Origin of the sequence: Bradyrhizobium sp. WSM2254 (assembly GCF_000472645.1) — a bacterium.
In the GTDB taxonomy this organism is placed as follows: Bacteria; Pseudomonadota; Alphaproteobacteria; order Rhizobiales; family Xanthobacteraceae; genus Bradyrhizobium; species Bradyrhizobium niftali.
Genome location: NZ_AXAB01000047.1, coordinates 55,496 through 81,462, shown reverse-complemented (window position 1 = coordinate 81,462; position 25,967 = coordinate 55,496). Strand labels below are relative to the sequence as shown.

General features: G+C 64.3%; 27 protein-coding genes. 15 read left to right on the top strand and 12 right to left on the bottom strand.

Annotated features, from left to right (window positions below):
* Both A3M7_RS0130240 and A3M7_RS0130235 read right to left on the bottom strand, forming a co-directional pair.
* The coding region (locus A3M7_RS0130240) for a hypothetical protein (RefSeq protein WP_156937009.1) at positions 1-209 on the bottom strand (209 nt) is incomplete at its 3' end.
* Between the two features lie 235 nt (positions 210-444).
* Entirely contained in the window at positions 445-1,413 is a 969-nt protein-coding gene (locus tag A3M7_RS0130235; protein WP_027547285.1) for a DUF2336 domain-containing protein, read from the bottom strand.
* Positions 1,414-1,669: 256 nt separating this feature from the next.
* Here A3M7_RS0130235 and A3M7_RS0130230 point away from each other — a divergent pair, with 256 nt between their 5' ends.
* The 6 genes from A3M7_RS0130230 (at position 1,670) to A3M7_RS0130200 (ending at position 7,973) form a co-directional block, all read left to right on the top strand.
* The gene (locus A3M7_RS0130230) at positions 1,670-1,858 is read left to right on the top strand and encodes a hypothetical protein (protein WP_027531082.1); all 189 of its coding nucleotides are present in this window, start codon (positions 1,670-1,672) and stop codon (positions 1,856-1,858) included.
* 14 nt (positions 1,859-1,872) lie between these two features.
* On the top strand, positions 1,873-2,634 hold the full coding sequence (locus A3M7_RS0130225) for a hypothetical protein (protein WP_027547284.1): 762 nt from the start codon (positions 1,873-1,875) through the stop codon (positions 2,632-2,634).
* Between the two features lie 482 nt (positions 2,635-3,116).
* Positions 3,117-6,536 (top strand): CHAT domain-containing protein, encoded by a 3,420-nt coding sequence (locus A3M7_RS0130215; RefSeq protein WP_027547282.1) that lies wholly within the window; start codon positions 3,117-3,119, stop codon positions 6,534-6,536.
* Between the two features lie 29 nt (positions 6,537-6,565).
* Positions 6,566-7,012 carry a hypothetical protein gene (locus tag A3M7_RS0130210; RefSeq protein WP_027547281.1) on the top strand — a complete coding sequence of 149 codons (447 nt, stop codon included), beginning with the start codon at positions 6,566-6,568 and terminating at the stop codon, positions 7,010-7,012.
* Positions 7,009-7,206 (top strand): hypothetical protein, encoded by a 198-nt coding sequence (locus tag A3M7_RS0130205; RefSeq protein WP_027547280.1) that lies wholly within the window; start codon positions 7,009-7,011, stop codon positions 7,204-7,206. Before A3M7_RS0130210 ends, A3M7_RS0130205 begins: the two co-directional genes overlap by 4 nt.
* Before the next feature lie 2 nt (positions 7,207-7,208).
* Entirely contained in the window at positions 7,209-7,973 is a 765-nt protein-coding gene (locus A3M7_RS0130200) for a hypothetical protein (RefSeq protein WP_027547279.1), read from the top strand.
* Positions 7,974-8,010: 37 nt separating this feature from the next.
* Here A3M7_RS0130200 and A3M7_RS0130195 read toward each other — a convergent pair whose 3' ends face one another.
* On the bottom strand, positions 8,011-8,883 hold the full coding sequence (locus A3M7_RS0130195) for a LysR family transcriptional regulator (protein ID WP_027547278.1): 873 nt from the start codon (positions 8,881-8,883) through the stop codon (positions 8,011-8,013).
* A 93-nt stretch (positions 8,884-8,976) separates the two neighbouring features.
* Here A3M7_RS0130195 and A3M7_RS0130190 point away from each other — a divergent pair, with 93 nt between their 5' ends.
* Complete coding sequence (locus A3M7_RS0130190; RefSeq protein WP_027547277.1) at positions 8,977-9,804, top strand: MBL fold metallo-hydrolase; 828 nt, start codon at positions 8,977-8,979, stop codon at positions 9,802-9,804.
* Positions 9,805-9,838: 34 nt separating this feature from the next.
* Here A3M7_RS0130190 and A3M7_RS0130185 read toward each other — a convergent pair whose 3' ends face one another.
* From A3M7_RS0130185 to A3M7_RS0130175, 3 genes are all read right to left on the bottom strand, one after another.
* Positions 9,839-10,846 carry a methyltransferase gene (locus tag A3M7_RS0130185; protein WP_027547276.1) on the bottom strand — a complete coding sequence of 336 codons (1,008 nt, stop codon included), beginning with the start codon at positions 10,844-10,846 and terminating at the stop codon, positions 9,839-9,841.
* A gap of 78 nt (positions 10,847-10,924) precedes the next feature.
* Complete coding sequence (locus A3M7_RS0130180; RefSeq protein WP_027547275.1) at positions 10,925-11,332, bottom strand: GFA family protein; 408 nt, start codon at positions 11,330-11,332, stop codon at positions 10,925-10,927.
* A 183-nt stretch (positions 11,333-11,515) separates the two neighbouring features.
* Positions 11,516-12,595 (bottom strand): Cj0069 family protein, encoded by a 1,080-nt coding sequence (locus A3M7_RS0130175; RefSeq protein WP_027547274.1) that lies wholly within the window; start codon positions 12,593-12,595, stop codon positions 11,516-11,518.
* A 499-nt stretch (positions 12,596-13,094) separates the two neighbouring features.
* Here A3M7_RS0130175 and A3M7_RS0130170 point away from each other — a divergent pair, with 499 nt between their 5' ends.
* Entirely contained in the window at positions 13,095-13,328 is a 234-nt protein-coding gene (locus A3M7_RS0130170; RefSeq protein WP_027547273.1) for a hypothetical protein, read from the top strand.
* 37 nt (positions 13,329-13,365) lie between these two features.
* Positions 13,366-14,253, top strand: a complete 888-nt coding sequence (locus A3M7_RS0130165) for a DUF1259 domain-containing protein (protein WP_027547272.1) — start codon at positions 13,366-13,368, stop codon at positions 14,251-14,253.
* Between the two features lie 198 nt (positions 14,254-14,451).
* Here A3M7_RS0130165 and A3M7_RS0130160 read toward each other — a convergent pair whose 3' ends face one another.
* Together A3M7_RS0130160 and A3M7_RS48960 are read right to left on the bottom strand one after the other, a co-directional pair.
* Positions 14,452-15,144 (bottom strand): glutathione S-transferase family protein, encoded by a 693-nt coding sequence (locus tag A3M7_RS0130160; RefSeq protein WP_027547271.1) that lies wholly within the window; start codon positions 15,142-15,144, stop codon positions 14,452-14,454.
* Between the two features lie 30 nt (positions 15,145-15,174).
* Complete coding sequence (locus A3M7_RS48960; RefSeq protein ID WP_156937008.1) at positions 15,175-15,411, bottom strand: DUF1127 domain-containing protein; 237 nt, start codon at positions 15,409-15,411, stop codon at positions 15,175-15,177.
* 126 nt (positions 15,412-15,537) lie between these two features.
* Here A3M7_RS48960 and A3M7_RS45100 point away from each other — a divergent pair, with 126 nt between their 5' ends.
* On the top strand, positions 15,538-16,518 hold the full coding sequence (locus A3M7_RS45100) for a transcriptional regulator GcvA (protein WP_049823760.1): 981 nt from the start codon (positions 15,538-15,540) through the stop codon (positions 16,516-16,518).
* 30 nt (positions 16,519-16,548) lie between these two features.
* Here the strand turns inward: A3M7_RS45100 and A3M7_RS0130145 are convergent, their stop codons facing one another.
* Complete coding sequence (locus A3M7_RS0130145; protein WP_027547270.1) at positions 16,549-17,349, bottom strand: IclR family transcriptional regulator; 801 nt, start codon at positions 17,347-17,349, stop codon at positions 16,549-16,551.
* Between the two features lie 181 nt (positions 17,350-17,530).
* Here A3M7_RS0130145 and A3M7_RS0130140 point away from each other — a divergent pair, with 181 nt between their 5' ends.
* The 5 genes from A3M7_RS0130140 to A3M7_RS0130120 all read left to right on the top strand — a co-directional run bounded on the left by A3M7_RS0130140 (position 17,531) and on the right by A3M7_RS0130120 (position 21,981).
* Positions 17,531-18,691, top strand: coding sequence for an aminotransferase class V-fold PLP-dependent enzyme (locus A3M7_RS0130140; protein ID WP_027547269.1), 1,161 nt, complete (start codon positions 17,531-17,533; stop codon positions 18,689-18,691).
* A gap of 19 nt (positions 18,692-18,710) precedes the next feature.
* Positions 18,711-19,619 (top strand): amino acid ABC transporter substrate-binding protein, encoded by a 909-nt coding sequence (locus A3M7_RS0130135; protein WP_084302642.1) that lies wholly within the window; start codon positions 18,711-18,713, stop codon positions 19,617-19,619.
* Between the two features lie 70 nt (positions 19,620-19,689).
* The gene (locus A3M7_RS0130130) at positions 19,690-20,484 is read left to right on the top strand and encodes an amino acid ABC transporter permease (protein WP_027547267.1); all 795 of its coding nucleotides are present in this window, start codon (positions 19,690-19,692) and stop codon (positions 20,482-20,484) included.
* Positions 20,481-21,176, top strand: a complete 696-nt coding sequence (locus A3M7_RS0130125) for an amino acid ABC transporter permease (RefSeq protein WP_027547266.1) — start codon at positions 20,481-20,483, stop codon at positions 21,174-21,176. Before A3M7_RS0130130 ends, A3M7_RS0130125 begins: the two co-directional genes overlap by 4 nt.
* A 34-nt stretch (positions 21,177-21,210) precedes the next feature.
* Positions 21,211-21,981, top strand: a complete 771-nt coding sequence (locus A3M7_RS0130120; RefSeq protein ID WP_027547265.1) for an amino acid ABC transporter ATP-binding protein — start codon at positions 21,211-21,213, stop codon at positions 21,979-21,981.
* A 326-nt stretch (positions 21,982-22,307) separates the two neighbouring features.
* Here the strand turns inward: A3M7_RS0130120 and A3M7_RS0130115 are convergent, their stop codons facing one another.
* From A3M7_RS0130115 to A3M7_RS0130105, 3 genes are read right to left on the bottom strand one after another with little or no spacing between them, the layout of a single operon-like run.
* On the bottom strand, positions 22,308-22,892 hold the full coding sequence (locus A3M7_RS0130115; protein WP_027547264.1) for a DUF1254 domain-containing protein: 585 nt from the start codon (positions 22,890-22,892) through the stop codon (positions 22,308-22,310).
* Complete coding sequence (locus A3M7_RS0130110; protein ID WP_027547263.1) at positions 22,889-23,467, bottom strand: DUF1214 domain-containing protein; 579 nt, start codon at positions 23,465-23,467, stop codon at positions 22,889-22,891. The genes A3M7_RS0130115 and A3M7_RS0130110 overlap by 4 nt, the downstream gene beginning before the upstream one ends.
* 9 nt (positions 23,468-23,476) lie before the next feature.
* Positions 23,477-25,762, bottom strand: a complete 2,286-nt coding sequence (locus tag A3M7_RS0130105; RefSeq protein WP_027547262.1) for a transglycosylase domain-containing protein — start codon at positions 25,760-25,762, stop codon at positions 23,477-23,479.
* Between the last annotated feature and the right edge of the window lie 205 nt (positions 25,763-25,967).

Sequence of the window (25,967 nt, the reverse complement as noted above, 5' to 3'; positions counted from 1 at the left end):
AGCAGATCCACTTCCTCGCCACTCCGCAGATACCGATTGTAATACTTGCGGAACGTCTGCGAGCAGGTCCCGTGGTGCCGGTAGAAGTCGCCAACCCGCTTGAACAGCGGCGATCGCCCAGCCTTCACCGCCTCATACTCCGGAATCAGAAAACGCCACTTCTGCAGATAGTTGCGCTCAATCGTCCGGTCGTAGCTATTGTCGCGCATCGGATCCGTCCTCCAGCGGAGCGATCCAATCAGCGAATTAGTGAACATGCACAATTGCGAGCCAACGGGTCCGCGCAAAGCGCGGCCCGATGACAGGCTCCGCGAAGCAGTCCAGAATCATTCCGCGGAGGGATTCTGGATTGCTTCGTCGCAAGAGCTCCTCGCAATGACGAACTCGGGGGCGTCGCGCGCCCTGCTCTCGATGTCACCGCCTGTGGAGCCGAGCGTCAGCGAACTACCGGTCCGACGACCCGCCGGTGCCGGTCCGCACCGTTGGGCTCGAGCCGGGCTGCACGCCGGGCCGCGTCTGGCTTGCGCCCGCACGCGCACGCTGGCGTTCGCCATCGTGCAGCGACGACTGATACTTTGCGCGCGTGACCGCGAGCGTGGAGCCGCGCCAGGCCGCCAGCATCACCAGCGCGGAGCGCTCGCCGAGGCGATCGTAGAGCCGCGACAGCCGGTACACGTCGTTCACGGAGTTGCCGATCTCCGGCTTGAAGAACAGGAGAATGCGCTGGAAGTTCGGGCTCGGCATGTCGAGCGCGCGCGCTGCGACCGCGAGCGCTTCGCCGCCGGGATCGTCGACGATCTGGGCCGCGACGCGCGAGGGCAGGATCAGGCTGTCGCCGAGCTCGTAGGTGAAATTCTCGACGTCGCCCGCGATCGCCGCCATCTCCAGGATCTGGATCGCGCGCTTGGCGCGCACGGTCGGAATCCGCGGCGCGGCCTTCAGCGGCGTCTGCTCCAGATTTTGCAGGATCATCGCGCGCTGGGACGCATCGGCGCCGAAGAACATGTCATGGATTTCGGCAGCGTCCGTCGGCTGCATCGCCATGTTCGAGGCCATGCGCTGCTCGGCCTCGGTCGGCGGGGAGGGCTCCGGCGCGGGCGCCGGGATTTCGCGCGCGAGCGGAACCCTGCGGCCTTCCTGGGCGGCGACCAGCCCGAGCTTCTGCAGGATCGGGACCGGCGTCGATGGATAGACCGCAAGCCGCGCCTTGACGGCGGCGCGCGTCGCATCGTCGACCTGGTCGATCAATCGCGTGGCGAGTTCGACGAATTGCCGCTGTTCGTCCTCGCTGTGGACACGCGTCTGGACATAGAGGTCGGTCAGCACGCGCAGCAGCGTCGGGCGAACATCGACGCCTTCGCGACGGGAGAGGGTCATCAGCCCGTCGAATCCGGGAAACAGCGACTTGGTCATGGAGGCGTACGCAACTCGGAAAAGAGACTCGCGGACGAGCATAGCGCAGGTTCTTTTAAAGCCTCGTTAAGGAAAACGAGGCGTGAAGCCGGCCCTGCAATTCCAGGCATTGTCGTGCCGCAACGGGACGGCGCATCCGGTTCCGTGCGGTTACGGTCCAAAGGCCATCTTTACACCCCGTTAACCATGAGCTGATCTTAATGATCCGCATGTTGCTGGGGCGCGTTTGGTCGCGCGGCAATTGAAGAGAGCTGACATGGGGACCATCATCGAATTTCCGGCCGGTCGCCGGGTAGGCTCGTCGGGGGACGTCACACCGCGCGCGGACATGGGGACGATTCTGATCCTTCCCGTGATCCGCATCGAGCGCGAGGCGGACGAAACCAGCGGCGATCGTGGGCCGGAAGCGGGCACAGCGCCGGGGCGCCGTCGTCGTCGCCGCTAGATCCGGCTCTTGCAATGCCGGACACCATCCGCCAGATCCGGCCCTTCGTATCGGCCGTCCTGCTCACGCTGCTCGGTGCGGCGCTCGGCGCCTGTAGTGGCGGCGATTTCGGCCGCACCCGCGAGAGCATGCGCAGTGACGACATGCATCGCTGGCTCGGCGCCGAGGTCACCGCGAGCGTCGGGTTGAGGCCGTCGCAATTCCAGCTCACCGACGAGGAGCGCCAGCTCCGCGACCTCGCTTATCCCCTGATCGAGCCGCCGCTGTCGCGCCCCGCATGGAAGAGCGTGTTCGGCGACTACAAGGCCTTGCCGTCACCGTGGCGGCAGAAGGTCGTGTTCGACCGCACCATGTACGGGCGCACGCTGATCGACGAGCCGCACCGTTCGCATTCCTCGCGCTATGCCCAGCTGATCGAGGACGTGCGCAACGACACCACCCGTTTCGAGCCGTTCTTCGGCTCCGCGATCCGCGTCATCGATCTCGACAAGAAGCGCAATGCCAGCATGGCGCGCGTCTCCGCCCTCTCGCCGAAGGAGAGGGAGGATGCGGTCGAGCGCATGCAGGAGAACTCGCTGATCATCCAGTGGGTGCAGCAGTGCCTCGAGCAGCGCGTCTCCTCCTATCGCTGGGCGCTGGAGCGCCTGGTGATCCAGGCGCCTGACGGCATGGCCGCCGATGCCGACCGCCTGATCGGCGAGCTCGCCGCCCAGACCGCCAACCCGCCGGTCCAAGCGCAGCCGCCCTACGGCCGCGCGGTCATCTCGAAGGGCTGACCCGCGGCAATTGCTTCGGCATCGCACGTTCGAGGAACGCGAACAGTCTGCGCTCGGAGTCCTGCGTGACGTCCGTGCAGGAGCGCGATGGCAGGGAACGGGCCGGCGCCGTCCGGCTTGAGCAGCGCCATGCGCGGTGCGACAAATTGGTCGATGCTCTCGGCTGCACCGGGAAGAACAAGGTCGGACGCAATTGTTGCTCCGCGGTAGATCGCCCCGGCAGCCCAGACCACAGGGGTCCATTGCAGCCCATCCCGCGCGGCGGCCCCGCCAGTACTCCAGGCTGCGACCGACCCTGCAACCAGCGCGACGAGCGCGCCAAGGCGCCACCGCTGCAGGGGGTTCGGGAACTCGTGCCTGGCGCAGCCGCCAGCCCCGTTGAGCATATCCGCGTACCGATCTGATTGGCGCTTGTTCTTCGACGCTATATCGATAGGATCATCTGGTTGCACCAAGTCATTTTTACGCGAAGGAATTTTGGGATGAGCTCAGATTCCGGGACTCCGTTTGAATCCGCACCGAATTTTTCTCCACCGCGAATGCTGCTGGCATTTGCCCTCCTGCTGGGGTTGACCGGCTCGGCCGCCGCGCTGACCAAAGAGGCGGCGATCGAGAACTGCCGGATGACCGTCGGCAAGCCGATCGTGCACGCGTGCATGCAGGCCCAGGGAGGTCGCAAGGCCGGTGCCGACATAGAGGGGTGTCGCGCCAAGGCCTCGCCCCAGGTCAGGGCCTGCGTGATGGCGGCCCTCAACGCCGCGAACGGGCGCGCCAATGTCGCCGTCGAAATGCCGAAAGAGGCGGCGCCCAAGCTCGATCCGGGCACTGCGCTGCCAAAGGATTTCGTCGCGCCACCGCGCAACATCTCCGATATCACGGCCATTCTCGATGGCGAGAAGCCCGATGCGAAGCTGATCGCCGAGCTCAAGGCGGATGCCGATGCCGCACCGACGGGCAAGGAGTCGCGCCAGGATCTCGCGCAATTCTACTTCGATCGCGCCAATGCGCGCTCGCAACTCGGCCGGCTCGCCGAATCCATCGCCGATGCCGACAAGGCGGTGGAGGTCGGCCGCGGAGCCGTCAGCCCGAACTTGCTGGGGCGTTTGATGCAGCTGCAGTCGGTGCAGTATTCGCTCGCCGGCGATCCCAAGCGCGCGCTGGAGGTCATGCAAAGGCTATTGCGCGAGACAGCCAATACGCCGGGCGCGAAGGGCTACGTGTTCAATGCCAACCGTACGATTGCGTCCATCCTCCTGCAGATGGGCGACGTCCCGCAGGCCGAAGCCTATCTCCGTCGCAGCCTGACCGCGATCCAGGAAGCGCGCACCAGCGGGCTTCCTGGTTGGCGCGCCAGCTATTCCAAGCTGGGCCAGAACTGGGAAGGCGAGATCGAGATGTCGCGCGGTCAGATCTTCGAGGCGCGCGGCCAGTTCGCCGAAGCCGAGGCCGCCTATCGCACCGGCGAGATGCGCAAGCGCGCCGGCAACAAGGGGGTTCTGGAGCTGGACAATCCGCCTGCTGAGACACTGCTGCTCCAGGTTGTCGACGGCCTCGTCCTGAACCAGGCGCGCATGAAGGCGCGGCAGGGACGGCTCGCCGAAGCCGAGGTCGACGCGCGCCGGGCGCTGCTGGCGCGCCTGAAGGACACCGGCAAGTACAATCCGGTGACGCCGCGTTTCGTGATGGGGCTCGCCGGTATTCTCGTCGATCAGGGCCGCTACGAGGAAGCCGAGCAGCTCGGCCGCGTCGCCCTCGACATCAGCAAGACCGTCGGCGTGCCGGACGATTCGCAGTCGACGGTGCAGTTGCTGTCCCAGCTCGCCGGCATTCTCAGCCTTCAGCGCAAGAACGCCGAAGCCAACGCCATGTTTGCGCGGATCGACCAGGCGATCGCGAAGTGGGATCCGCAGCGCCGCCAGGTCTTCGAGCTCAATCCGTCGCGCATTCTCGCGCTCTACAACTCCGGACAGCTGGACGCCGGCATTGCGGCGGCCGAGCAGCTCGTCAAGAAGCAGGTCGGGCGCGTCGGTGAAAATCATTTCGATGCCGCGTCCGCGCGCGGCACGTTGGCCGTCGGTCTGATGCGGGCGCGGCGCGATGCCGAGGCGATCCGCGAGTTCAAGGCTGCCATCCCGATCATGATGGCGAGCGCGAACGAGAACGCCGACGATGAGAATACCACCGTGGTGGCCGCGCGCAGCCAGCGGCTGCAAACCATTGTCGAAAGCTATCTGGCGCTGCTCGCGCGGGCCGAGGGCACCGGCAGCAGCGTTGGCGAGGAGACCTTCGGCCTCGCCGATGCCGTTCGTGGTCGCTCGGTCCAGCAAGCATTGGCAGCTTCGAGCGCGCGCGCGGCGGCCAAGGATCCGGCGCTCGCCGAGCTCGTGCGCATGGCGCAGGATCTGACCAAGCAGGTCAACGCCCAGCTCGGCACGCTCAACAATGTGCTCGCGCTTCCGGCGGCGGAACGCGACGAGAAAGGCGTTGCACAAATCCAGGCTTCGATTGCCGCCTTGCGCGGCCAGCGCGACAAGGCGCGCCAGGAGATCAAGCAGAAGTTCCCGATCTACGCCGATCTCGTGTCGCCCAAGCCGCCGAGCGTCGCCGAGATTCGTGCGACGCTGGCCGACGACGAGGCCATGCTGTCGTTCTATTTCGGCCAGAACGGCAGCTTCGTCTGGGCCGTGCCGAAGTCAGGGGCGGTGGCGTTCGCAGCCGTCAACGCCAAGATCGGCGATATCGAGACCAAGATTCGTAAGCTTCGTGAGGCGCTCGAGCCCCAGGCCGCGATGATCTCGGACATTCCGCCGTTCGATCTGAAACTCGGCTACGAGCTCTACGAGTTGTTGCTGAAGCCGGTTGAGAGCGGATGGAAGCCGGCCAAGAACCTGATCGTGGTCACCAACGGCGCGCTGGGCCTGCTGCCCCTCTCGCTGCTGCCGACCGCACCGGCGGAGGTGGCCGCGGACGAGGACCCGCTGTTCGTCGGCTACCGCAAGGTACCGTGGCTGGCCCGAACCCATGCCGTGTCGACGGTGCCATCCGCGGCCGCGTTGCGCACGTTGCGGCAGTTGCCGCCGGGCAAGCCCGGGCGCGGCGACCTCGTGGCGTTCGGCGATCCCTATTTCAACAAGGACCAGCAGGCCGAGGCTGAAACTGGCGGCGCCAAGGTTGAGGTGGCCGATGCCGGCGGCAACGTCACCCGCGGCATGCCGCTGAAGCGCCGCAACAGCCCGAAGCTCGACGGCGTCGACAGTGCCGAGCTCGGCCTGTTGCCCCGGCTTCCCGACACGGCCGATGAGCTGAAGTCGATCGCGCTCGCGTTGCAGGCGGATCCTTCAAAAGTGTTGTTCCTCGGCAAGAGTGCGACCGAGAACGCCGTCAAGACGATGAATCTCTCGGGCTTCAGGATCCTGGCTTTCGCCACCCACGGCCTGGTCCCGGGCGAGCTCAATGGATTGACGCAGCCGGCGCTCGCCTTGTCGTCCCCGACCGTGACGGGCGAGGGCGGAGATGGCCTCCTGACGATGGAGGAGATTCTCGGCCTCAAGCTCGATGCCGACTGGGTCATCCTGTCGGCCTGCAATACCGGCGCAGGTGCCGGTGCAGGGGCCGAAGCGGCATCCGGGCTTGGCCGGGCGTTCTTCTATGCCGGAACGCGGGCGCTGCTGGTGACGAACTGGTCGGTGCATTCGCAATCGGCGCGGCAGCTGGTGACCGACCTGTTCAAGCGGCAGGCCGACGATCCGAAGCTGTCGCGGAGCGAAGCGCTGCGCGCGGCGATGATGGCCCTCGTCGATGGCGCCGGCTATCTCAATGGCGAAGGCAAGACCGAGTTCGCCTATGCGCATCCGCTGTTCTGGGCGCCGTACACGATCATCGGTGACGGCGGTGTACGTTGATGGCAGGTGAGGGAAGGATCGGACGGGAAATGAAGCGGACCATCTTGCTTGGGCTCATTGCGGGGGGCCTGCTGTTTTCGGGAGCGGCGCGAGCGGCAACACAATTGATCACCGAAGAGGAGGCCAGGCTGCCGCCTCCGAAGGGGGCGATTGCCGCGGACCGGCGCGGCATCATGCGTGGTCCGAAGGTGGAATTCGTCTCGCCCGGCGATTCCGTCAACTCACCCTTGCGGCTGGTATTGAAGTTCGAGTCGTACGGTGGGGCGAAGATCGATCCGGAATCGGTCAAGGTGATCTTTCTGCGTTCGCCGAATGTCGATCTGACCGCCCGGGTCAAGCCGTTTGTCCAGCCCGACGGCATCAACATGCAGGACGCGGAATTGCCGCCGGGCGAATACACCGTTCGCGTCGACATCAAGGACAGTGACGGCCGGCCGGGCACGGCGATCTTCACGCTGAAGGTTGCGCCCAAGTGACGTGTCCGTACTGCCAATCCGCCAACGCGGAAGGCGCGCTGGTTTGCGCGTCCTGTGGGCGCGATATTGCCGTTCCCGCCACGCTGATCGCGGAACGGGACGATCTGCGGCGCAAGCGTGACGAGCTGCGCGACGAGCTGAGGCAGGCCAGAGACGAAGTCGAGGCCATCATGCGGCGCAGGAAGCCGCGCTGACGATGGAATGTCCGTTCTGCGCCGAGACGATCAAGGACGAAGCCATCGCGTGCAAGCACTGTTCGCGCGATCTGCGCGTCGTGCGACCGACGCTTCGCGAGATCGACGACATCGTCGCCGACCTGGACAGGCTCAGGCGGGATCTCGATCGGGTCAACGTCCGCCTCGAGCGGTACAAGAATCCGCTGCGATATTTCGGAACGCATGCGGTCCTCTATGTCGTCATTCCATCGCTGCTGCTGACGGTCGCGCATGTCCTGGTGACCATCACCTTCAACCTCTCTCCGATCCCGCTTCGGATCGCGTCGATCGTGATCCCGCTGCTGTTCGGGTTCGTGGCCTATCCCCTGCACAGGGTTTCGGCGGTGGGAGCGTTCGTGCTGGCGTTCCTGGCTGCGAGCGTCAGCATTCTGTCGATGCTGACGGTCACCGGAATCCACGATCGTGTCCCGATCCTGCCGGCCGTGTGGATTGAATGGCGGGAAGTGTTCGAATACGGAGCGAGCATCCTGCTGGCCTTCGTCTCCGGAAACATCCTGGGCGTCCTGATCTTCCAGGTGCTGCCGCGCGTGCTTGCCCAGGGCGGCAAGCCCAACGCGTTCGCCTTCAGGATGGCGCGCCTGCTTGGACAGCATGTCGGCGAAGAGCAATTGCGCCGCCGGGCTCGCTTGATCCAGGACCTCATGCAGACTGCGGGGCCGCTGGCCGGCATCGCCGCAACGGCGGTCGGCTCCATTTACGCCGGCCTGAAGGGCCTGCTCGGATAGTCGTGAGAATTGTGCCAGCGATGCGACGTGATCGCGGTCAGCGTGCCGTGCCAGGCGTTTTGCGCGCGCCGGGCCGGCGCGCGGTTCGATCCGAGCTGCGCTGCTTCTGGAGCTTTGCGACGAAGTCCTTCAGCGCGTCCGCCAGCGGCACTGACGCGCGATAGGCGAGGCCGACCTCGCGCCTGACCTTGACCTCGATCTCGCGCACGGCGATGTCTGGATTGCCCTTCGCCACGCCCTCCGGGACGATGGCGATGCCGACGCCGGCGGCGACCAGCGCCATGGCCCAATCCTCCGATTGCGCGATCGCCGCGCTCTGGCGCCGCTGCGCGGCGCGGCCGAAGAATTCGCTTTGCTCGCAATGGCAGCGGTCGATCATGGCAGCACCGGCGAGATCGGCGGTCCGGAGCCTGTCCTTCAGCGTCAGCGGATGCGACGGCGGCAAGGCGGCGACATAGCGCTCGCTCCACAGCGCGACGAAATGCTCGTCGGCGCGCAGCATGTTTTTCGAGATGATCCGCGCATCGGCGCGCTCGTCGCTGCCGACGAGGCGCAGCGCGATGTCGCTGCGCGCCGTCAGCGGCTTCAGCAGCGCGATCGTTCGGGGCACGTCGAGCGTGCGCATCAGGCCGAGCGTCACCGTCGTCCTGATCGCCGGCTTTCTGAACAGGCTGCGCGCGGCGTCGGCCTCGTCGATGATGCGGCGGGCCAGCGCGTGAAACTGCTCGGCCGAGGCGGTGGGCGCGACGCCCTTCTTGTGCCGGATGAAAAGCGTGGTGCCGAGCTCGGCCTCCAGATTGGTGATCGCGGTGGAGATCGACGGCTGCGACACGAAGCAGGCGCGCGCCGCGGCGGTCAAGTTGCGCGCGCGATAGACGGCGGCGAAGTAGCGAAGCTCGCGGATGTCCATAGGATATACCTAGAGATATGATCAATATTCAATATTTTACCTATGGATCTGACGATGGCAAGAACGCCCTGGTCACAACGGGCGAGGACTTCCATGAAAATCCATCATCTCAACACCGGCACGATGTGCCCGATGGGCCGCCGCCTGGTGAACGGCACCGGCGGCCTGTTCCAGCGCGCCCGCATGGTCTGCCACTGCCTGCTGATCGAGACGGGTGACGGGCTTGCCCTGGTCGATACCGGCATCGGGCTTGGCGATATCGCAGCCCCTGACCGGCTCGGACGGCGCTGGCTGCGCCAGACCGCGCCACGGCTCGATCCGTCCGAGACGGCGGTCGAGCAGGTGAAGGCGCTCGGCTATTCGCCCGCCGATGTACGCCACGTGCTGCTGACCCATCTCGATCGCGATCACGCCGGCGGTGTGCCCGACTTTCCCCATGCCGCGATCCACGTCCATCGCGCCGAATACGACATGGCGGTGCAGCGCAAGCCGGCACCGCCGGAAGGACGCTACGTCACCGGGCAGTGGAGCCATGGACCGAGCTGGACGTTCTATGGCGAAGCCGGCGAAGACTGGTTCGGTTTCAAGGGCGTGCGGGCGCTCGGCGACAGCGAAGCGGACATCCTGATGATCCCGCTCGCCGGCCATACGCTCGGCCATTGCGGCATCGCGGTCCGGTCAGGCGACACATGGCTGCTGCATGCCGGCGACAGCTATTTTCATCACGGCCAGCTCGCGGCATCCCCGCGCATGCCGCTGGTGCTCGGCTATTTCCAGCGCCGCGCCGACATGGACCGCAAGCAGCGGATCGCCAACCAGGCGCGGCTGCGCGCGCTGAAGCTCGACCACGGCGGCCGCGTGAGGATCGTCAACAGCCATGATCCCGTCGATTACGAGAACTGCCGGTGCGGGGCGCATTGAGAGGTGAGGGATCACGCAATGCGAAGCATCGCCGCTATGCGTGTGGCCGTGCCTCGATGACGTTGATGTTGCCCGCAGGGGCAATTTGGGTCAGTTCGAAGCCTGACTTTGACAAGAGGGTTCCAAACTCCTCCCGGGTTCGTTCTCGCCCGCCAGGCAGGACCAGCATGTTCAGATCGCTGAACTTTGTTGCCGGCATTTCGTTTGGGGGCGCGACAATCCGTTCAATGAGGATCAATTTTGCCGTCTCTGCCATTGCGCGCCGGCAGGATTTCAGAATCGCGATGGCCTCTTCGTCCTCCCAGTCATGGATCACCACGCGCATGACATAGGCGTCACCGCCCACGGGCACCGCCTCGAAGAAGCTTCCCCCGACCACATCGCAGCGATCGATGACACCTTGCTCGGACAATACAGTCTTTGCACCGGCAACAACGCCGGGCAGATCGAACAACGTGCCACGCATCCGAGTGTGGGCTCTCAGGATGGCGCTCAGCATCAATCCGCGCCCGCCGCCGACGTCTACGACGCGGCCGAAGGAGGAGAAATCATAGGCGGCGATGACGGCCTCGGCGCTTCCACGCGACAGCTCGGTCATTGCCCGATCGAACACAGCGCCTTGTTCGGGACGCTCGGTGCGATACTCCCAAATTCCCTTGCCGTGGACGTATTGAAAGGCGTTCTCACCCGTCAGAATGCTGTGTTCGAGATTCCCCCAGGTTTGCCAGACATAGTCGCTTCCGGCGTATTCCGCCCAGGCTCCAAGGGGAGTCGCAGAGTTGGCACGCAGGCAATCGGCCATCGGTGTCAGCGCAAAGGTCCGAGTTTCAGCCTCATGGAAAACACCAATCGCGGCGAGGGCTCGCAGGAGCCGATAGAGCGAGCCGGCATGGCTGTTCGTCAATGTGGCCAGTTCCTCGACGGAGCGTGAGCCATCCTTCAGGTGATCGGCAACGCGAAGCTTGGCGGCGACGTGAAGCGCCTGCGTCACGTGGAAGCCGTTGATCAGTCCCAGTAAGTCAAGCCACGGTTTGGAAGTCATCTCTGCGCTCCCTAGGCTCATTGCTCAGCTCGGCGATTCCCCGCCGAATGCTTGCGCGGCCGGTATCACCTCTCGCTGCTACGGCGGCGGTGGATAGCGGTCGAATGTCGGCAGCTCGTGCGCGCGCTCCATCCAGCGGAGGCGCTCGGCGACCTGGATATGCACCGTCGCGGGGACAGCATCGGGATCGTCGTAGGTCGCGCTCTGGATATCGATGATTCCGGGCAACATGTTGGCATTGACGTAAAACAGACCGGTCCCGCAGTTGCCGCAGAAGTGCCGCCGACCATGTTCCGAGGAGCTGTAGACCTTGGGCTCCCCCTTGGTCACTGTGACAGCATCATCGGCGTACATCGTCCAGCCGACCACAGGTGCGCCGGCGTGGAGTCTGCAATCGCGACAGTGACACAGCGCATGCACGATCGCTTCGCCCTCGACCTGATAACGGATTGCGCCGCAATGACAGCCACCGTTGATGGTGCTCATGCCTTCCTCCCGATCGAAGCAGGTTTCCCGGATCGATAGCTCTGGAGACTCGCAGCTTCAACGAGGGCCATCGATTTGCGCTTGCGTCCTACTGTCGCGTGACAACTCCCGCCATCGCCTGCTGGGCGAGGGTGCAGCAGCCTCCGAGCCGCAGTGCGAGATGATGTTGCGCGCTCGCCGGTTTTATCTGCCGGAACCGGTGCCTTGAGTCTGCAGAATGCGGCATTTGACCGTCCGCGCAATCGCCGCCGGTGCCTCTTCGGGGATCGCAAAACAGGAGCTCGCGTTGATTTCGCACAGGACGTATGTGTCGACGCCCGCCGCGTCGCGAGGTCCGTAGAGGAAGTCCGCGTCCCAGATCACCGGCAACGAGGATTCATCGATGTCGAGCGTCTCCACCATCCGCGGCGTCCATTCGTCCTCCATCGACCTTCGCAGCGCCTGGAATTGCGGAGCATCGGGCCCGTGCATGATCCGCGGGCCCGGTTGCGCCTCGGGCGAGTCCACACCTTCCGGCGGCGGCGGGATCAAGGCCTTGATCAGTTGGTGCCCGAAGCCCGCGACCTTGGACCCGCTCATGTAGCAGCGGATCATGCCGTCGGGCAGGCGAGGCTGAAACGCCTGATCGATGATGCAGCCGCCCCAGCCGAAATAGGGCTCGCAACGCGCAATGAAGGCATCGAGCGGCATGTCCTCCGGCAGGCTGCCGCGCGTTGCATGGAGTACGCGAACCATGGCGCCGGCCTCCGCAAGGGCCTCCACTTTCCAGACGCCCTGGCCTCCATTGCCACGATTTTGTTTCAGCACGCGCGGCCCGTCCGTCTGAAGGCGCGGCGCAAACTCGGCGCGGAAGCTTGCCGCCGTGTCGTAGCGATGCGTGTCGGCGCCCCAGCCCAGATGGCGCGTTCTGTAGAGGACCTCCTTGACGCCCATCTTCAGGATGACGTCCGGGTGCGCGCTCACCCATGGCCCTCGCGCCGCGACGTCGCGGAGCAGGGGATCGAGCTCAACGCGCGTCTTGCCCTGGTGGATCGGATCGACCCAGACGAGCACGCCGTCGACCGCAAGCAATTGATCGCGGACGGCGTCGGCAAAGGTTTCGTCGTAGATGACGGGCCGGGCTTCGATGCCGATAGCGGCGAGTGCTTCGAAGACGCGGACGAAGCGGCTGTTCTGCGGTGTGGCATCCGCCCGCGCGGCGGCATCGCCGCGTGAGAGGATGGCAACGGTGGATCGGAGAGGAAGGTGTTGTTCGGTGTCCATGCGCAAGCTCCACGAAGTGCGTGCTGCGCAGAGCTTGGACCGAAGTCTCTTGGGGGGTCTGCATTTGCCCCCATGCGCACGACCTTACGTGAGATCGTCCTCGGCTTTCAAGACGGTAGTGCGGTTCCATTCGAACGGCGAACGCCTCATGGAGCCTGCCCGGCGCTTTCGCGCGACGCGCAGGTTGACAGCTTGGCGTTCCGGGTTTTCTATTTCCAGCAACGGGGATGTGCGATCTCCCCGTGAGGCGTCATGCCCAAGAATCGCGTCCTGATCTTCACCAAGGGCGCAGCATGTCACCTTACCCCCGAATTCATCCGACAAATCGTTTCGGCCCAGCGCTCCAGCGCGGCGCGCCGGAGCCTGTCGGCGCGCATACCGACAAGGGCGTCCCGGCGGACCTGCGCCGGGGGCGCGACCTCTCGATCTGCGCCATCTAGAAGGGCAGCGTCGCAAAAGCGGACTTCACCTGGGGCGGGACATGACCAGGAGAACGACCATGCGAACACGGACAATCCTTCTCACCCTGCTGTTTCCGGCGATCGCAGCTGGCGTGTCGACCGCCAGTGCGCTGACTCAAGATGAGTTGATCGACAGGATCCAGGCGGCCGGCTACACGCAGGTCAGCGAGATCAAGTCGACCGCGGAAGGGACGACTGCCAAGGCACTCAAGAACGGCAAACCGGTGCGGCTCCTCGTCGACGGTGCCGGCCAGATCAGGGAGCAGAACTGAACTCCGGAAACCGGATTTCGCTCGAGGGAGCAGATCAATGCGAAGAACAATTTTGCTGCTGATGGGCATCGGCGCATGCTTCATCGCGACCGCTCACGCGCAGGATGTCGACTGGCAGAAGGTCGATGATGCGCTGGGCCGAAAGCCGGCCGTCACCGGCGACGTGCATCGCTATGGTTTTCCACGCACCGACCTCACGGTGACGCTCGACGGCGTAACCATCAAGCCCTCGCTGGCGCTCGGCGGCTGGGTCGCGTTCAAGCCTGCACATGGTGGCGTCATGGCGATGGGCGATCTGGTGCTGCTCGAATCGGAAATCAATCCGGTCATGCAGAAGATGATCGAGAGCGGGTTGGAGATCACGGCTGTTCACAATCATCTGCTCGGCGCGAGCCCGGCGACGTTCTACATGCACGTGGCAGGGCACGGCGAACCGGTCAAGATCGCGACCGCCATTCGAGATGCGCTTGCCGAAAGCAAGACGCCGCTGTCGGCGGCGGCTTCGACGGCCCCTCCGCCTGCCGTCGATCTCGATACTGCGCAACTCGACCAGATCATCGGCGTCAAGGGGCAGGCCAACGGCGGCGTCTACCAGTTCAACGTTCCCCGCCGCGATCCGATTACCGAGCAAGGAGTGCAGTTAAGTCCCGTCGGGCCCATGGGCGTCGCAACCGGTGTCAACTTCCAGCCGACCGGCGGCGGCAAGGCGGCCATCACCGGCGACTTCGTGCTGACCGGCGACGAGGTGAATCCCGTGATCATCGCGCTCCGGTCCCATGGCATCAGCGTAACGGCGCTTCACAGCCACATGCTGGACGAGCAGCCGCGGCTTTTCTTCATGCACTTCTGGGCGAACGACGACGCGATCAAGCTCGCCAACGGCGTGCGTGCCGCGCTCGACAAGACGGCCAGCACGAAAAGCTGACGCCGAATGGCGGCTGCGCGCGAGGATATTCGGCGAAACGAAGGTCGGACCCATTCATGCGCAACCGCCTCGAAGCATCGAGCGTTGCGCAGAGCTTGGGCGGAGACCGTCTGACGGGAAGCCTGCGGTTGCCCGCGTGATCAACTTAGTCGTGTCAGGTGCGCTCGGCAAAGCACCACAGACAGAGTGCAACTGAGATCAGCATTTCGGCCGATGCGAGGTCGCCCACTCGCGCGCGTGCGGGATAGGCTCGCGTGGCGGCAGGCTTGCACGCAGCGTCCGTGTGGTCGAGAGGTTCTCCATTCCCGCGCGCCAGCGACAAAACGATGGGAATTTCCGATACATGGATTGGCCTTCGTCGGTCAGTCCAAAGGCAAAGGTGCACGGCAGCATGTAGAAGTCGGCAAGTGTAAGCTCGGACCCGAGCAAGTAATCCCCGTCATGCGCCAACTCGCGCTCCATCGCGCCCAGCGCAATTTCGATCTTCGGGAGCGCGTGAGCCACGACTTTCTCGTCGGAGGCGATGTCAAGCTCCGGGAAGACCAGGCGTTCGTGGGTCACGTGGTAGATCATGTACGGATAGAAGTAGGAGTTGACGGCGCTGATCCATTGGTTCATCCGCGCCCGCGCGCGGGGTTCCTTCGGCGTGAGGCGGGGCCCCGCGAAAACCTCGTCGATGTAGTCGACGATCGCGTCGGTCTCATAGAGGATGAAGTCGTCGTGCCGCAAGATGGGGACGCGATTGAACGGGTGCAGCGCCAAATGTTCGGCCTTGCCCATGACGGGTTCGAGGTCGTTGAAGACGTAGGACACGTCCTTGTGCGTAAGGACGAGCCGGACGATGTTGACGAAGGTGCTGCGAGGAAACCCGTAAACGATAGGCTCGGCCATGATTCTCCTCCCGTGTGTAGCTAGGTTCGTCTATTGCCAGAATGGTTTATCCGCCTGCTCTAGAGCTTCGTCTCGGGTGAGCCCGAGGTCGGCGAGCAGGTGTGGGTCATCGGCGATGTTGCGCAAGTCGGCGCGCTGATGCGCTCGCTCGCTGCAGGACAACCACTTGTCCAGGAGTTTCACCCATGAATTGGGTTGATGATCTCCGACTGCTGCCCTGCGTCCAGCGCGCTGGAGAAGAGCGGTATTGGCAAAAAGGATTGACATCAGACGGCTCCAAACCTCATGATTTCGATAAGCCGACTGCCTCATAGGGCAAGTAAGGCCCAGGCCGCAAAGCATCGTTTCTCAGGCCTGCCTGAATTTTTCTAATGACCTGCCGGATGTTTCGCGATGCGCCCGCATTTGCCATCTCTGAACGCGTTGAAAGCCTTTGAGGCGGCGGCGCGGCATGGGAGCTTCACGCGCGCAGCGCAGGAGCTGTGTGTCACGCAAGGTGCAGTGAGCCATCAGGTGAAGGCGCTGGAGACGGAGCTTGCGATCAAGCTGTTCAATCGCGAGCGCCAGCGTCTGATCATCACGGAGGCAGGCCGGGATTATCTCGCCGTGGTGCGCGATGCGCTGGACCGGATCGCAGCCGGGACCGAGCGATTGCTTCAGCGGCAAAGCGCCGGCGTTCTTACCGTCAGCACCTCGCCGGACTTTGCTGCCAAATGGCTGGTACACCGGCTTGGTCAGTTCGCCGAAGCGCATTCCGACATCGATCTGCGCGTTTCCGCGACGCTGCATCACGTCGATTTTGTGCGCGAAGATGTCGATCTTGCCGTGCGTCACGGCGATGGTAATTGGCCGGGCCTGGACGCGGTCAGGTTGTCGGCGGAGCGGCTCTTTGCCGTATGCAGTCCGAAGCTCCTGTCGGGACGTCGCCGTATCGGCGGGGTCGCTGACATCCTGAAGTTTCCGCTCATTCACCTCGACAGCCGATCCGATTGGGCAAACTGGCTGCGCGGTGTTGGCATCGATGATGCCGATGTCAGTCACGGCCCGGTGCTGAACCGCGCGAGCATGGTGATCGACGCGGCGATCAATGGACAAGGGATTGCCCTTGCGCGCACGACTTTGGCGGCCTGGGATTTGATCAACGGTCGGCTGGTACTGCCTTTCCCGGAGTCCTCGCCGCTGTCGAAGACCTACTGGATTGTTGGTCCGAAGGCGACCGCCGCCCTGCCAAAGATTGCGATCTTTCGCGAGTGGCTTTTGGCAGAAGCGGCCGCCGATTTACGGCAGCTAAAGAGCGTAGCTCCGCGGTCAGGCGCGAGGACGGCAGGTCGAAACAATCGTTATGGTAGCCCGCGCTCGTCCAGGCCCACATGATCGCGAGGACGCCTGCGATCAAGTGCGCTATCAGAATTTCTCAGATGCATCGCCTGCTCCATCCTCGTCATCCCCGAGGATTGTTTCCGACAGCAACGCAGCGGCTTTCTGCAGTGGAGCTATGAACCGATCCAACTCGGCGAAGCTCACGCGTGCCACGGGAACGGAGACGCCCAGGCAAGCGATCAGTTCGCGATCCGGAGACACGATGGGAACGGCGCAGCCGACGACCCCCCGCACATATTCTTCGTTGGTCTTGGCCCAGCCGCGTTTGCGGGTCTCGTCGAGGACTTTCATCAGGTTTTCGACGTCGATGATGGTCGTCTCGGTGTACCTGGTGAGCGTGAGTGCGCGGCACAGCTTCTCGCGCGCTCGTTCCGGCAATCGGGTCATGTAGATCTTGCCGGTCGATGTGCAGTGGAGCGGTGCCGCTTCGCCCGGATTGAATTGAAGCCCCTGCGGTTGCGACACGCGGACGCTGTCGACATAGGCAACGACATTGTCCCGCACGACACCGATCTCGCATTGCTCGCCGATTTCAGCTGCGACCGCGCGGAGCACGGCGTGCCGGCGCGCGGTCCGGAAAGCGGCGCCGATAACCTTGGCCGACAGCGTGACCAGTTGGTTGCCAACCACGTAGCGCTTCGTGCCCAGGGCTTTCTGGAGCAGCCCGCGTTGCTCCAGATTTCCGATAAGACGATGCGCGGTGGGCAGCGGGAGAGCGAGCGCATTGGCGATTTCTGCGACCGAGACAGCTCTGACTTGACCCGCGACATGGCCAACGATGGCGAATGCCCGGTCGAGTGGTCCGTCGGAATTGGTTTGCTGCATCTGCCCGTCCTCGATTGGCGAGCCAATAAATTATCAGTTTTCGGAATAAATACTATTGAAATATGAAAATTACTCTTGGCCGTGTCTGCAGATTGCTCATATCGTTGGCGTCGCCGAAAGGTGATCAGGATTTGTGCAGCGCGGCCGGAGCCCTGCCGGGTGCGCTCATCAGGAGAGTGGGATGTCTCGCCATTACGACGTCGATGCCGTGCGGAAGGAGTTTCCGGCTGTCGAGCGCATCACCTATCTCGACTCCGGCTTCCAGACGCCGCTCGCGCGCCCGGTCAAGGCGGCGATCGATCTCTTCCTCAGCGAGGGCCTTGAGACGGCCGGCCCGAAGAGCGTGTGGCTCGACCGCGTCGAGCAGACCCGCGAGAAGCTGGCGCGGTTTCTTGGCGCATCGGCCGATGAGATCGCCTTCACCAAGAACACCTCGGAAAGCATGAACATCGCCGCAAATGCGCTGCCCCTGCGCGCCGGCGACAAGGTCCTGATGATCCATGGCGATCATCCGAACAACGCCTATGCGTTCCTCAATCTGCGGCGCAAGGGCGTGAAGGTCGAATTCGTGCCGATGACGGAGGTCGTGAACGCCGAAAGCCTTCGTCCGTACATCGATGCGAGCACGCGGGCGGTCTCGATGTCGCAGGTGACCTTCCACGCCGGCCATCGCTTCGACATCGAAAGCATCGGCGCCCTCTGCGACGAGAAGGGGCTCTATTTCGTCGTCGACGTGATGCAGGCGATCGGCGTCGTGCCGATCGATGCGAAAGCCATGCGCGCGACCTTTATCGGATCGGGCAGCCACAAGGGATTGCTGGTGCCGCAGGGGCTCGGGCTCCTGGTTTGGGACAAATCGAGGATCGAACTCGAGCCCGCCTATCTCGCTGCCGCCAGCCTTGTGGAAGTTCCGGCCGATCTCATCGCCCGGCCCGACGAGCTCGAGCTCGCCCCGACCGCGCGCCGCTTCGAGCTCGGCAACTTCAATCTTCCGGCGATCCATGCGCTCGGAGCCTCCCTCGACATGATCGAAGCGCTGGGCGTGCAGAACATTCAGAACCATTGTCTCGATCTCGGCGATCATCTGATCGCGGGGCTCGACGCGCTGGACGTTCGCCTCGTCGGTCCCCGCGATCGGCAGCACCGCGCGCCGCACATCTACGTCATCGCGCTCCCTGCGGCCGAATGGCTCGGTCATTTCGAGCAGAATGGCATCCGCGTGTCGCCGGAGCGCGATGGCATTCGCGTGTCATTCGGGATGTTCAACGTTTTCGCCGATGTCGATCGCCTGATCGACATCATCAAGCGGCGCGGCGTGAAGCCGTCGTCCAGGGCCGCCTAGGCAGTTCTTCAGAGGGGAGATGCACATGACGAGTTTTGCGCGTGTATTGGGCGGCCTAATCGGCCTTGCGGCCGTCGGCATCCTCGCTGGACCGTCGATCGCGGCCGACAGTCCCACGCTCGCCAAGATCAAGTCGAGCGGTGCCATCACCATCGGCCACCGCGAGGCCTCCATTCCGTTCTCGTATCTCGGTCCCGATCAAAAGCCGATCGGCTTTTCGCTGGACCTCTGCGCGGCAATTGTCGAGCGCGTCAAGACGGAGCTCAACCTGCCCAATCTCGCCGTCAATTACACGCCAGTGAACTCGTCCAACCGGATCCCGCTCATCCAAAGCGGCACCGTCGACATCGAGTGCGGCGGCACGGCAAACGACAGGAAGCGGCAGGAGCAGGTCTCGTTTTCGGTCGCCACTTTCGTCAGCCAGCCGCGCTGGCTGGTCAAGGCGGACAGCGGCGTGAAGGTGGCCGGCGATCTCAAGGGCAAGACGATCGTCGTGACCCAGGGCTCCAATGCCGTCGGCTTCGCGCAGGGCGTGAATGCCAAGGCGCAGCTCGGCTTCAACATCGTCCAGGCGAAAGACCACGCGGAATCCTTCCTGATGCTGAATACCGGCCGCGCGGCCGCCTTCATGGAGGACGATATCCTTCTTGCCGGCCTCAAGGCCGCAGCGCCCAAACCGGATGCGCTGATCTTCCTCCCCGAGGGCTATGCCAAGATCTATTATGGCCTGATGTTCACCAAGGGCGATGCCGGCTTCAAGGCGCTCGTCGACGACGTTCTGTCGAAGCAGATGGCGTCGGGTCAGTTCGAAAAGACCTATGCGAAGTGGTTCACCCGGGCGATTCCGCCCAAGGGCGAAAACCTCGCTTTCCCGCTGACGGACGAACTCAGGGACCGGATCGCGCATCCGAGCGACGCGGTCGATTAGTCAGAGCATGATACCGGGGAATTTGTCCGCAAGCTGATCCTCTCTCGCATCCGGAGTCTCGAGGTTCGCCATGTTCGCAGTGCTTTTTGAACAGACGGCGGATGGCCAGCGCTATATCGACTGGCTTCTGTCGGGCCTCGGCTGGACCCTGGCCCTGGCGTTCTTCGGCTGGTGGATTGCCTTTGCGATCGGGATCGTCGTCGGGATCGGCCGCACCGTGCAGAACCGGGCCATCGCTGCGCTTGCGCGCCTGTATGTGGAAATCTTCCGCAACATCCCCGTCCTGGCGCAGATGTTTCTCTGGTACTTCGTCCTGCCAGAGGTTGTTCCGACCGCGCTCGGAAACGCCATCAAGCAGATTCCGCCGCCCTGGGGTTCGTTCGTCCCGGCGCTGGTGTGCCTCGGCCTCTACACCGCGGCCCGGATCGCCGAACAGGTTCGGGCCGGGATCGAGGCCCTGCCGAGAGGGCAGACCGAAGCGGCAAGCGCACTCGGGCTCACCGGCTATCTGACCTACCGCCATATCATCGTGCCGCAGGCGCTGCGTTTGATCGTGCCAAGCCTGACCAGCGAAGTGATGGGCATCTACAAGAACACCTCCGTCGCGCTGACGATCGGGCTGATGGAGCTCACCGCGCAGGCGCGCCAGATCAGCGAGGCGACGTTCCAGACCTTTACGGCTTTCGGCGCAGCGACCTTGATCTATCTCGCGCTGGCGCTGATCGCCTACCAGGCGATGGCGCTGATCGACAGGGCCGTGCGCATCCCCGGTACCGCGCGGGCGGAGGATGCGATCGAACCGAGCCTGGCCGACGATGTCCAGCACACCAGCTCGTTGCCCGCGGGGATGGAGGTCGTGAAATGAACAGCCTCGATTTCTCGATTGTTCTGCAGGCGTGGCCCTATCTCTGGTCCGGATTGCTGTTTTCGCTCGCACTCACCGCGGTAGCCTTCGTGGTCGGCATGATCCTGGGCACCTGCTTTGCGCTGTTGCAGCACTTCGAAGTGCCCGTGATCGGGAAGGTCGTGCGCGGCTACATCGCCCTGATCCGCTCAATCCCCCTGATCCTCGTCCTGTTCTGGTTCTTCTTCCTGGTGCCGATCGTGCTCGGCCATCTCGCCGGCAACGGTCGCCCGATTCCGATCGGCGCCACCTGGACGGCCTTCATCACCTTCGGCCTGTTCGAGGCGGCCTATTATTCGGAAATCATCCGCGTCGGATTGCGCGCCGTGAACCGGGGGCAGTTCGAGGCGTGCCAAGCGCTCGCATTGTCCACCTTCGAGACCTATCGGAGCGTGATCCTGCCGCAAGTGCTCCGCGTGGCAAGCCCGATCATCCTGAGCCAGACCATCATCCTGTTCCAGGACACCTCGCTGGTCTACGTGCTTTCGCTCACCGACCTGCTTGGCGCGGCCTCGAAGCTTGCGCAGCTCAACGGCCGTCTCGTCGAGATGTATCTCGTCGTCGTCGTGGTCTACCTCGCCATCAGTTCGGCGGCATCGCAAGGCGTCGCGCTGTTGCGCAAGCGCTATGCGATCGCCGGAGCGCGCCGCTAGGGAATCGCACGAAGCGCTGTTTTGGGAGATGAAGATGGTTCAGGAGATCGCCGTGAATGAAATGAGCCGATGTCAGGCCATCGTCGCCGTGGAAGGCCTCGTGAAGCGGTTCGGACATTTCACGGCCCTGAATGATATCAATCTCAGCGTTACGACCGGCGAGAAGATCGTCCTTTGCGGTCCCTCGGGCTCGGGAAAATCGACTCTGATCCGTTGCATCAACCATATCGAAAAGCATGATGCCGGCCGGATCGTCGTCGATGGCGTCGAGCTGACGGACCGGATGGCCGATATCAACAGCGTCCGCCGCGAGGTGGGCATGGTGTTCCAGAGCTTCAACCTGTTTCCGCATCTCTCGGTCGCCGAGAACTGCATGCTGGCGCCGATGAAGGTGCGTGGCCTCTCCCGCGCGGAGGCGCATGAGCGTGCGATCGGTGTATTGCGCAAGGTGCGCATCCACGACCAGGCGACCAAATATCCGGGACAGCTCTCCGGCGGCCAGCAGCAGCGCGTTGCCATCGCGCGCGCCCTCTGCATGCAGCCGAAGATCATGCTGTTCGACGAGCCGACCTCCGCGCTCGATCCGGAGATGGTCAAGGAGGTGCTCGACACCATGGTGGAGCTCGCGCGGGACGGCATGACCATGGTCTGCGTCACGCACGAGATGGGCTTTGCCCGCGAAGTCGCCGACCGGGTGGTCTTCATGGATCGCGGCGCCATCGTCGAGGAAGCCGATCCCGAAACCTTCTTCCGCGCGCCGAGTACGGAGAGGGCGAGGGATTTCCTCGGCCAGATCATCCATTGATCGGGAGCGGCGTCAGGTCTCGGGAAGGTGGCGGCACGCGACTGCGAATTCGTATGCTTGCGCGAGCCTGGCATCCAAATCCACTTCTAGGCTCCGACATGAAAAAACCCGCGACGGACTGCTCCGCGCGGGTGTGACGAATTCTCGATGATGCCATTCTGCCAGTGTTTTGCCCGACGAGTCAAAGGCGGCAAAAATGCTCCCGTGGCTGAGGTCGCGCTGCTGCTGATGAGACGCTTAAATTGGCTAACAGTTTCAATGCCCCCGCTACTGTGCATGGGGTTGTTTTTTCAGTTTTTGTTTTGAGCGTGCCTTAACAATCGTGCTCAGCGCCGCCCGCGCGGCGTCTCGGCCTTGGCCGGCACCTCGGTCTGCGGCGCGCAGGTCGCCGCCGCAAGCGTCGCTTGCGCCTGCGGCATCAGGCCGGGCTCGGCGGCGAGGGCCTTCATCACGATCAGGCCGGTGGCAGCGGGGGAATCGATGATCAGGCGGTCGGCCGCGGTGATCTCCTCGTCCTCCGGCAGCTCGTTGTGCTGCGCTTCCGTCATCAGGTCGAGCTCGATCACCTTCTTGCCCGCGGAGCGGTCGTTGATGGCGTAATAGGCGATCTCGTTGCGGGTGTAGAACGAGACCGAGGTGTAGGCCTGGCTCACCGGCACGGTGAGCTTGATCGGCCCGCCCGTAAGGTCGTAGCGGCAGATCGCCAGCGCAAAGGCCGGGTCCATGAACGGCATCGGCGAGGTGTTGGGATCGGCGAGGGGAAGCTGCGTGACGCCGTTGAGCTTCGTCATCGGCGTCAGCCGCGAATAGGCATCCTGCGTCGCGATCCGCGGCAGCGCCAGCACGCTGACGAGATGGACCACGAGGCCCAGCACCACACCCGCGACGATGGTGAAGACGAGCCGGATCATGAGCAGCCCACCGTCGAGATCGTCGGCATTGGCGCATCGCGCTGGGTGCGCGTCGCAACGCCGACCGGGGTGTCGTAGAGGCGCAGCATCAGCGCGTAGCGCTCGATGCCGCCGGTCGGCAGCCAGTTGCCGGCGCGCGAGCGCGAGGCGATCCGGATCTCGAAGGTGCCGTCGGACTGCCGCACGATCTCCTGGCTGGTGAAGCCGTAGCGCTGCAGCGAATTGGCGACGAGGTGACCCTTGCGGTCGTACAGCGTCAGCGTCCAGAACCGCGCCGGCGGCGTCACGCCGGAGACGACGACGTCGCAGCGGCCGTCGAGCGCCTTCTTCTTGTCGTCGGCGGTGGCGGTGAAGGCGACGCCATCGCCGGTGCCGATCGGCAGCTCGCCGTTGCGCACGATGGTGGCGCGCGAATAGGGATCGACGTCGGCGGTGCCGGTGCGCGGGCGCGCAGTCCAGGGGCCGATGGTCAGCGCGCCGATCTCGGTGCCGCGCGTCGTCGTCATCCAGGTCGCCCCGACACCCACTACGGTTGCGAGCAGGAGGGCCGTCAATGTGGTCAGGATCAGCCGCACGGGTTTCGATCAGTTCTTGCGCGGAGCGGATGCATTCGCATTCTCTTCCGCATAGTTCTGCGGGAAGGCGAGCGCGCTCGTCGACGAGGCCGGCTTGGCGGGCTTGCCGTCATTGGTGGCCGACTTGTTCGCGGTCTTGGCCGCGTCATCCAGCAGCTTCTCGACGCGCACCAGGATGTCGGCGCCGCGCTTGGTCAGCACGGGCGGCGGACCGGGCTTGGTCTCCAGCACTTTCGGCGCGGCATTGGCTTGCGCGGCCATCGGCTGCGGCGGCAGCTTCTGGCCCATGCCGATGCCGGGGATTTCCCGGACCTCGACGCCCTGATGCGCCGCGACCATGATGTCGTGCCAGGTCTGCGCCGGCAGCGAGCCGCCGGTCATGCGGTTGGTCGGCGAATAGTCGTCATTGCCGTACCAGACCGCGCAGGTGAAATTGCCGGTGTAGCCGACGAACCAGGCATCGCGATACGCATTGGTCGTGCCGGTCTTGCCCGCGGTCGGAATGCCGTCGAGCGCGGCGCGGCGCGCGGTGCCTTCGCTGACGACGTGGCTCATCATGCCGGCCATGTCGGCGGCGATGTTCGGCGGAATGGCCTGCTTCGGCTTCGGGCCGTCGCGGTCCCAGCGCCAGACGAGATCACCGGCGCCGGTGCGCACCTCCAGCACCGAATGCGGCGTCACCGACTTGCCGCGATTGGGGAAGGTCGCGTAGGCGACGGCGTGCTCGAGCACGGTGACTTCGTCCGAGCCGATCGGCAGCGACGGCGTGTCGGGCAGCGGCGCCTTGAGGCCGAAGCGGCGGGCGACCTCGACGATCTTGGCGCGGCCGATCTTGGCCGGGTTCGGCGCCTTCGGCTGTTCCTTCTGCCCGATCGCGATCGACAGTTTTACGGGAACGACGTTGATCGAGCGCGTGATCGCCTGCGTCAGCGTCACCGCGCCGGAATAGGAATGGCCATAGTTCTGCGGACACCAATTGCCGATGCAGACCGGGCCGTCGACCACGATCGAGTTCGGCGTGAAGCCGTTCAGAAGCGCGGTGGTGTAGACGTAAGGCTTGAACGAGGAGCCGGGCTGGCGGTAGGCGTCGGTGGCGCGGTTGAACTGGCTGGCGCCGTAGTCGCGGCCGCCGACCATGGCGCGGATGCCGCCGTCGAGATCGGACACGACGGTCGCGGCCTGCGTCGCGTGATAGTCGCGGCCGAATTGGCGCAGCTGGTTCTCGATCGCGTCTTCCGCGGCCTTCTGCACGTTGGCGTCCATCGCGAGGCGCACCACGAAGACGCGCTCGGTGTACGACTTCGGGAAGGTGTCGACCAGCTTGCGCATCTCGTCGAAGGCGTAGTCGAGATAGTAGTTCGGCGAAGCCTCGTCGCGGCGGTCGACGGCGAAGGCGGGGTTGCGGCGGGCGCCGAACACCTGGCCCTCGGTCATGAAGCCGGCATCGACGAGGTTGTCGAGGACGACGTTGGCGCGGGCACGCGCGGCGGGCAGGTTGATGTGGGGGGCGTATTTGGTCGGCGCCTTGAACAGGCCGGCGAGCATCGCCGCTTCCGCCAGCGTCACGTCGCGCGCGGATTTGTTGAAGTAGAAATGCGCCGCGCCGTCGACGCCGAAGGTGCCGCCGCCCATATAGGCGCGGTCGAGATAGAGCTTGAGGATCTCGTTCTTGGTCAGGCGCCATTCCAGCCAGACCGCGAGGAACGCCTCGTTGACCTTGCGCTCGATGGTGCGCTCGTTGCTCAGGAACAGGTTCTTGGCGAGCTGCTGCGTGATCGAGGAGCCGCCCTGGCGGACGCCGCCCGCCTGGGCGTTGGTGACGAGCGCGCGCGCGGTGCCGGCGATGTCGATGCCGAAATGCTCGTAGAAGCGGCGGTCCTCGGTCGCCAGCGTCGCCTTGATCAGCACATCGGGAAAATCTTCCAGCGGGATCGAGTCGTTGTGCTTGATGCCGCGGCTGCCGATCGGGTTGCCGTAGCGGTCGAGGAAGCTCACCGCGAGATCGGACTTCTTCAGCCAGTCCTCGTCCGCGGTCTCGCGGAAGGCGGGGATGGCGAGCGTGAGCATGACGACGAGGCCGCCGAGGCCGAGGGTCGCGGCCTCCGACAGCGGCTCGATGAACACCCAGCGCTTCCACCGCCCGACATAGAAGCGGTCCATGAAGGTCGAGTAGCGCTCGTAGAGCTCGCGGATGCCCTTGGCCGAGGAGAACAGCGAGGAGTCGATGCGCGCATCGAGATCCAGGAAGAAAATCCGGACCCTGGCCTTCCAATGCGGTGGTATGATCTGGCGCACCTAGAACCCTTGAGGCTCGGTTCGAAAGCGTTCAAGCACCCGGCCGGGGCGGCATCGAGACGTCTTGAGGGAATGTTGCGGCAAACCCAAGGCGCCCGGTTCGCGTCCGAGGGGACTTGCTGTTCCTTCTAGCCGAGCAGGGCCTATAAACCAATGGTCAGGCTCGCGATTTTGAACAACAGGCCTAATTGACCCCGGTTCATTA

Excerpts from the sequence above, each read along its gene's own strand:
- A3M7_RS0130195 (WP_027547278.1), bottom strand. The coding sequence starts at position 8,883 with ATGGACATCCGCGAGCTTCGCTACTTCGCCGCCGTCTATCGCGCGCGC.
- A3M7_RS0130190 (WP_027547277.1), top strand. The coding sequence starts at position 8,977 with ATGAAAATCCATCATCTCAACACCGGCACGATGTGCCCGATGGGCCGC.
- A3M7_RS0130115 (WP_027547264.1), bottom strand. The coding sequence starts at position 22,892 with ATGATCCGGCTCGTCTTCACCATCGTCGCGGGTGTGGTGCTGGGCCTC.
- A3M7_RS0130230 (WP_027531082.1), top strand. The coding sequence starts at position 1,670 with ATGGGGACCATCATCGAATTTCCGGCCGGTCGCCGGGTAGGCTCGTCG.
- A3M7_RS0130210 (WP_027547281.1), top strand. The coding sequence starts at position 6,566 with ATGAAGCGGACCATCTTGCTTGGGCTCATTGCGGGGGGCCTGCTGTTT.
- A3M7_RS0130215 (WP_027547282.1), top strand. The coding sequence starts at position 3,117 with ATGAGCTCAGATTCCGGGACTCCGTTTGAATCCGCACCGAATTTTTCT.
- A3M7_RS0130185 (WP_027547276.1), bottom strand. The coding sequence starts at position 10,846 with ATGACTTCCAAACCGTGGCTTGACTTACTGGGACTGATCAACGGCTTC.
- A3M7_RS0130130 (WP_027547267.1), top strand. The coding sequence starts at position 19,690 with ATGTTCGCAGTGCTTTTTGAACAGACGGCGGATGGCCAGCGCTATATC.
- A3M7_RS0130165 (WP_027547272.1), top strand. The coding sequence starts at position 13,366 with ATGCGAAGAACAATTTTGCTGCTGATGGGCATCGGCGCATGCTTCATC.
- A3M7_RS0130170 (WP_027547273.1), top strand. The coding sequence starts at position 13,095 with ATGCGAACACGGACAATCCTTCTCACCCTGCTGTTTCCGGCGATCGCA.
- A3M7_RS0130145 (WP_027547270.1), bottom strand. The coding sequence starts at position 17,349 with ATGCAGCAAACCAATTCCGACGGACCACTCGACCGGGCATTCGCCATC.
- A3M7_RS0130225 (WP_027547284.1), top strand. The coding sequence starts at position 1,873 with ATGCCGGACACCATCCGCCAGATCCGGCCCTTCGTATCGGCCGTCCTG.
- A3M7_RS0130125 (WP_027547266.1), top strand. The coding sequence starts at position 20,481 with ATGAACAGCCTCGATTTCTCGATTGTTCTGCAGGCGTGGCCCTATCTC.
- A3M7_RS0130175 (WP_027547274.1), bottom strand. The coding sequence starts at position 12,595 with ATGGACACCGAACAACACCTTCCTCTCCGATCCACCGTTGCCATCCTC.
- A3M7_RS45100 (WP_049823760.1), top strand. The coding sequence starts at position 15,538 with ATGCGCCCGCATTTGCCATCTCTGAACGCGTTGAAAGCCTTTGAGGCG.
- A3M7_RS0130180 (WP_027547275.1), bottom strand. The coding sequence starts at position 11,332 with ATGAGCACCATCAACGGTGGCTGTCATTGCGGCGCAATCCGTTATCAG.
- A3M7_RS0130135 (WP_084302642.1), top strand. The coding sequence starts at position 18,711 with ATGCACATGACGAGTTTTGCGCGTGTATTGGGCGGCCTAATCGGCCTT.
- A3M7_RS0130120 (WP_027547265.1), top strand. The coding sequence starts at position 21,211 with ATGGTTCAGGAGATCGCCGTGAATGAAATGAGCCGATGTCAGGCCATC.
- A3M7_RS0130235 (WP_027547285.1), bottom strand. The coding sequence starts at position 1,413 with ATGACCAAGTCGCTGTTTCCCGGATTCGACGGGCTGATGACCCTCTCC.
- A3M7_RS0130160 (WP_027547271.1), bottom strand. The coding sequence starts at position 15,144 with ATGGCCGAGCCTATCGTTTACGGGTTTCCTCGCAGCACCTTCGTCAAC.
- A3M7_RS48960 (WP_156937008.1), bottom strand. The coding sequence starts at position 15,411 with ATGTCAATCCTTTTTGCCAATACCGCTCTTCTCCAGCGCGCTGGACGC.
- A3M7_RS0130140 (WP_027547269.1), top strand. The coding sequence starts at position 17,531 with ATGTCTCGCCATTACGACGTCGATGCCGTGCGGAAGGAGTTTCCGGCT.
- A3M7_RS0130200 (WP_027547279.1), top strand. The coding sequence starts at position 7,209 with ATGGAATGTCCGTTCTGCGCCGAGACGATCAAGGACGAAGCCATCGCG.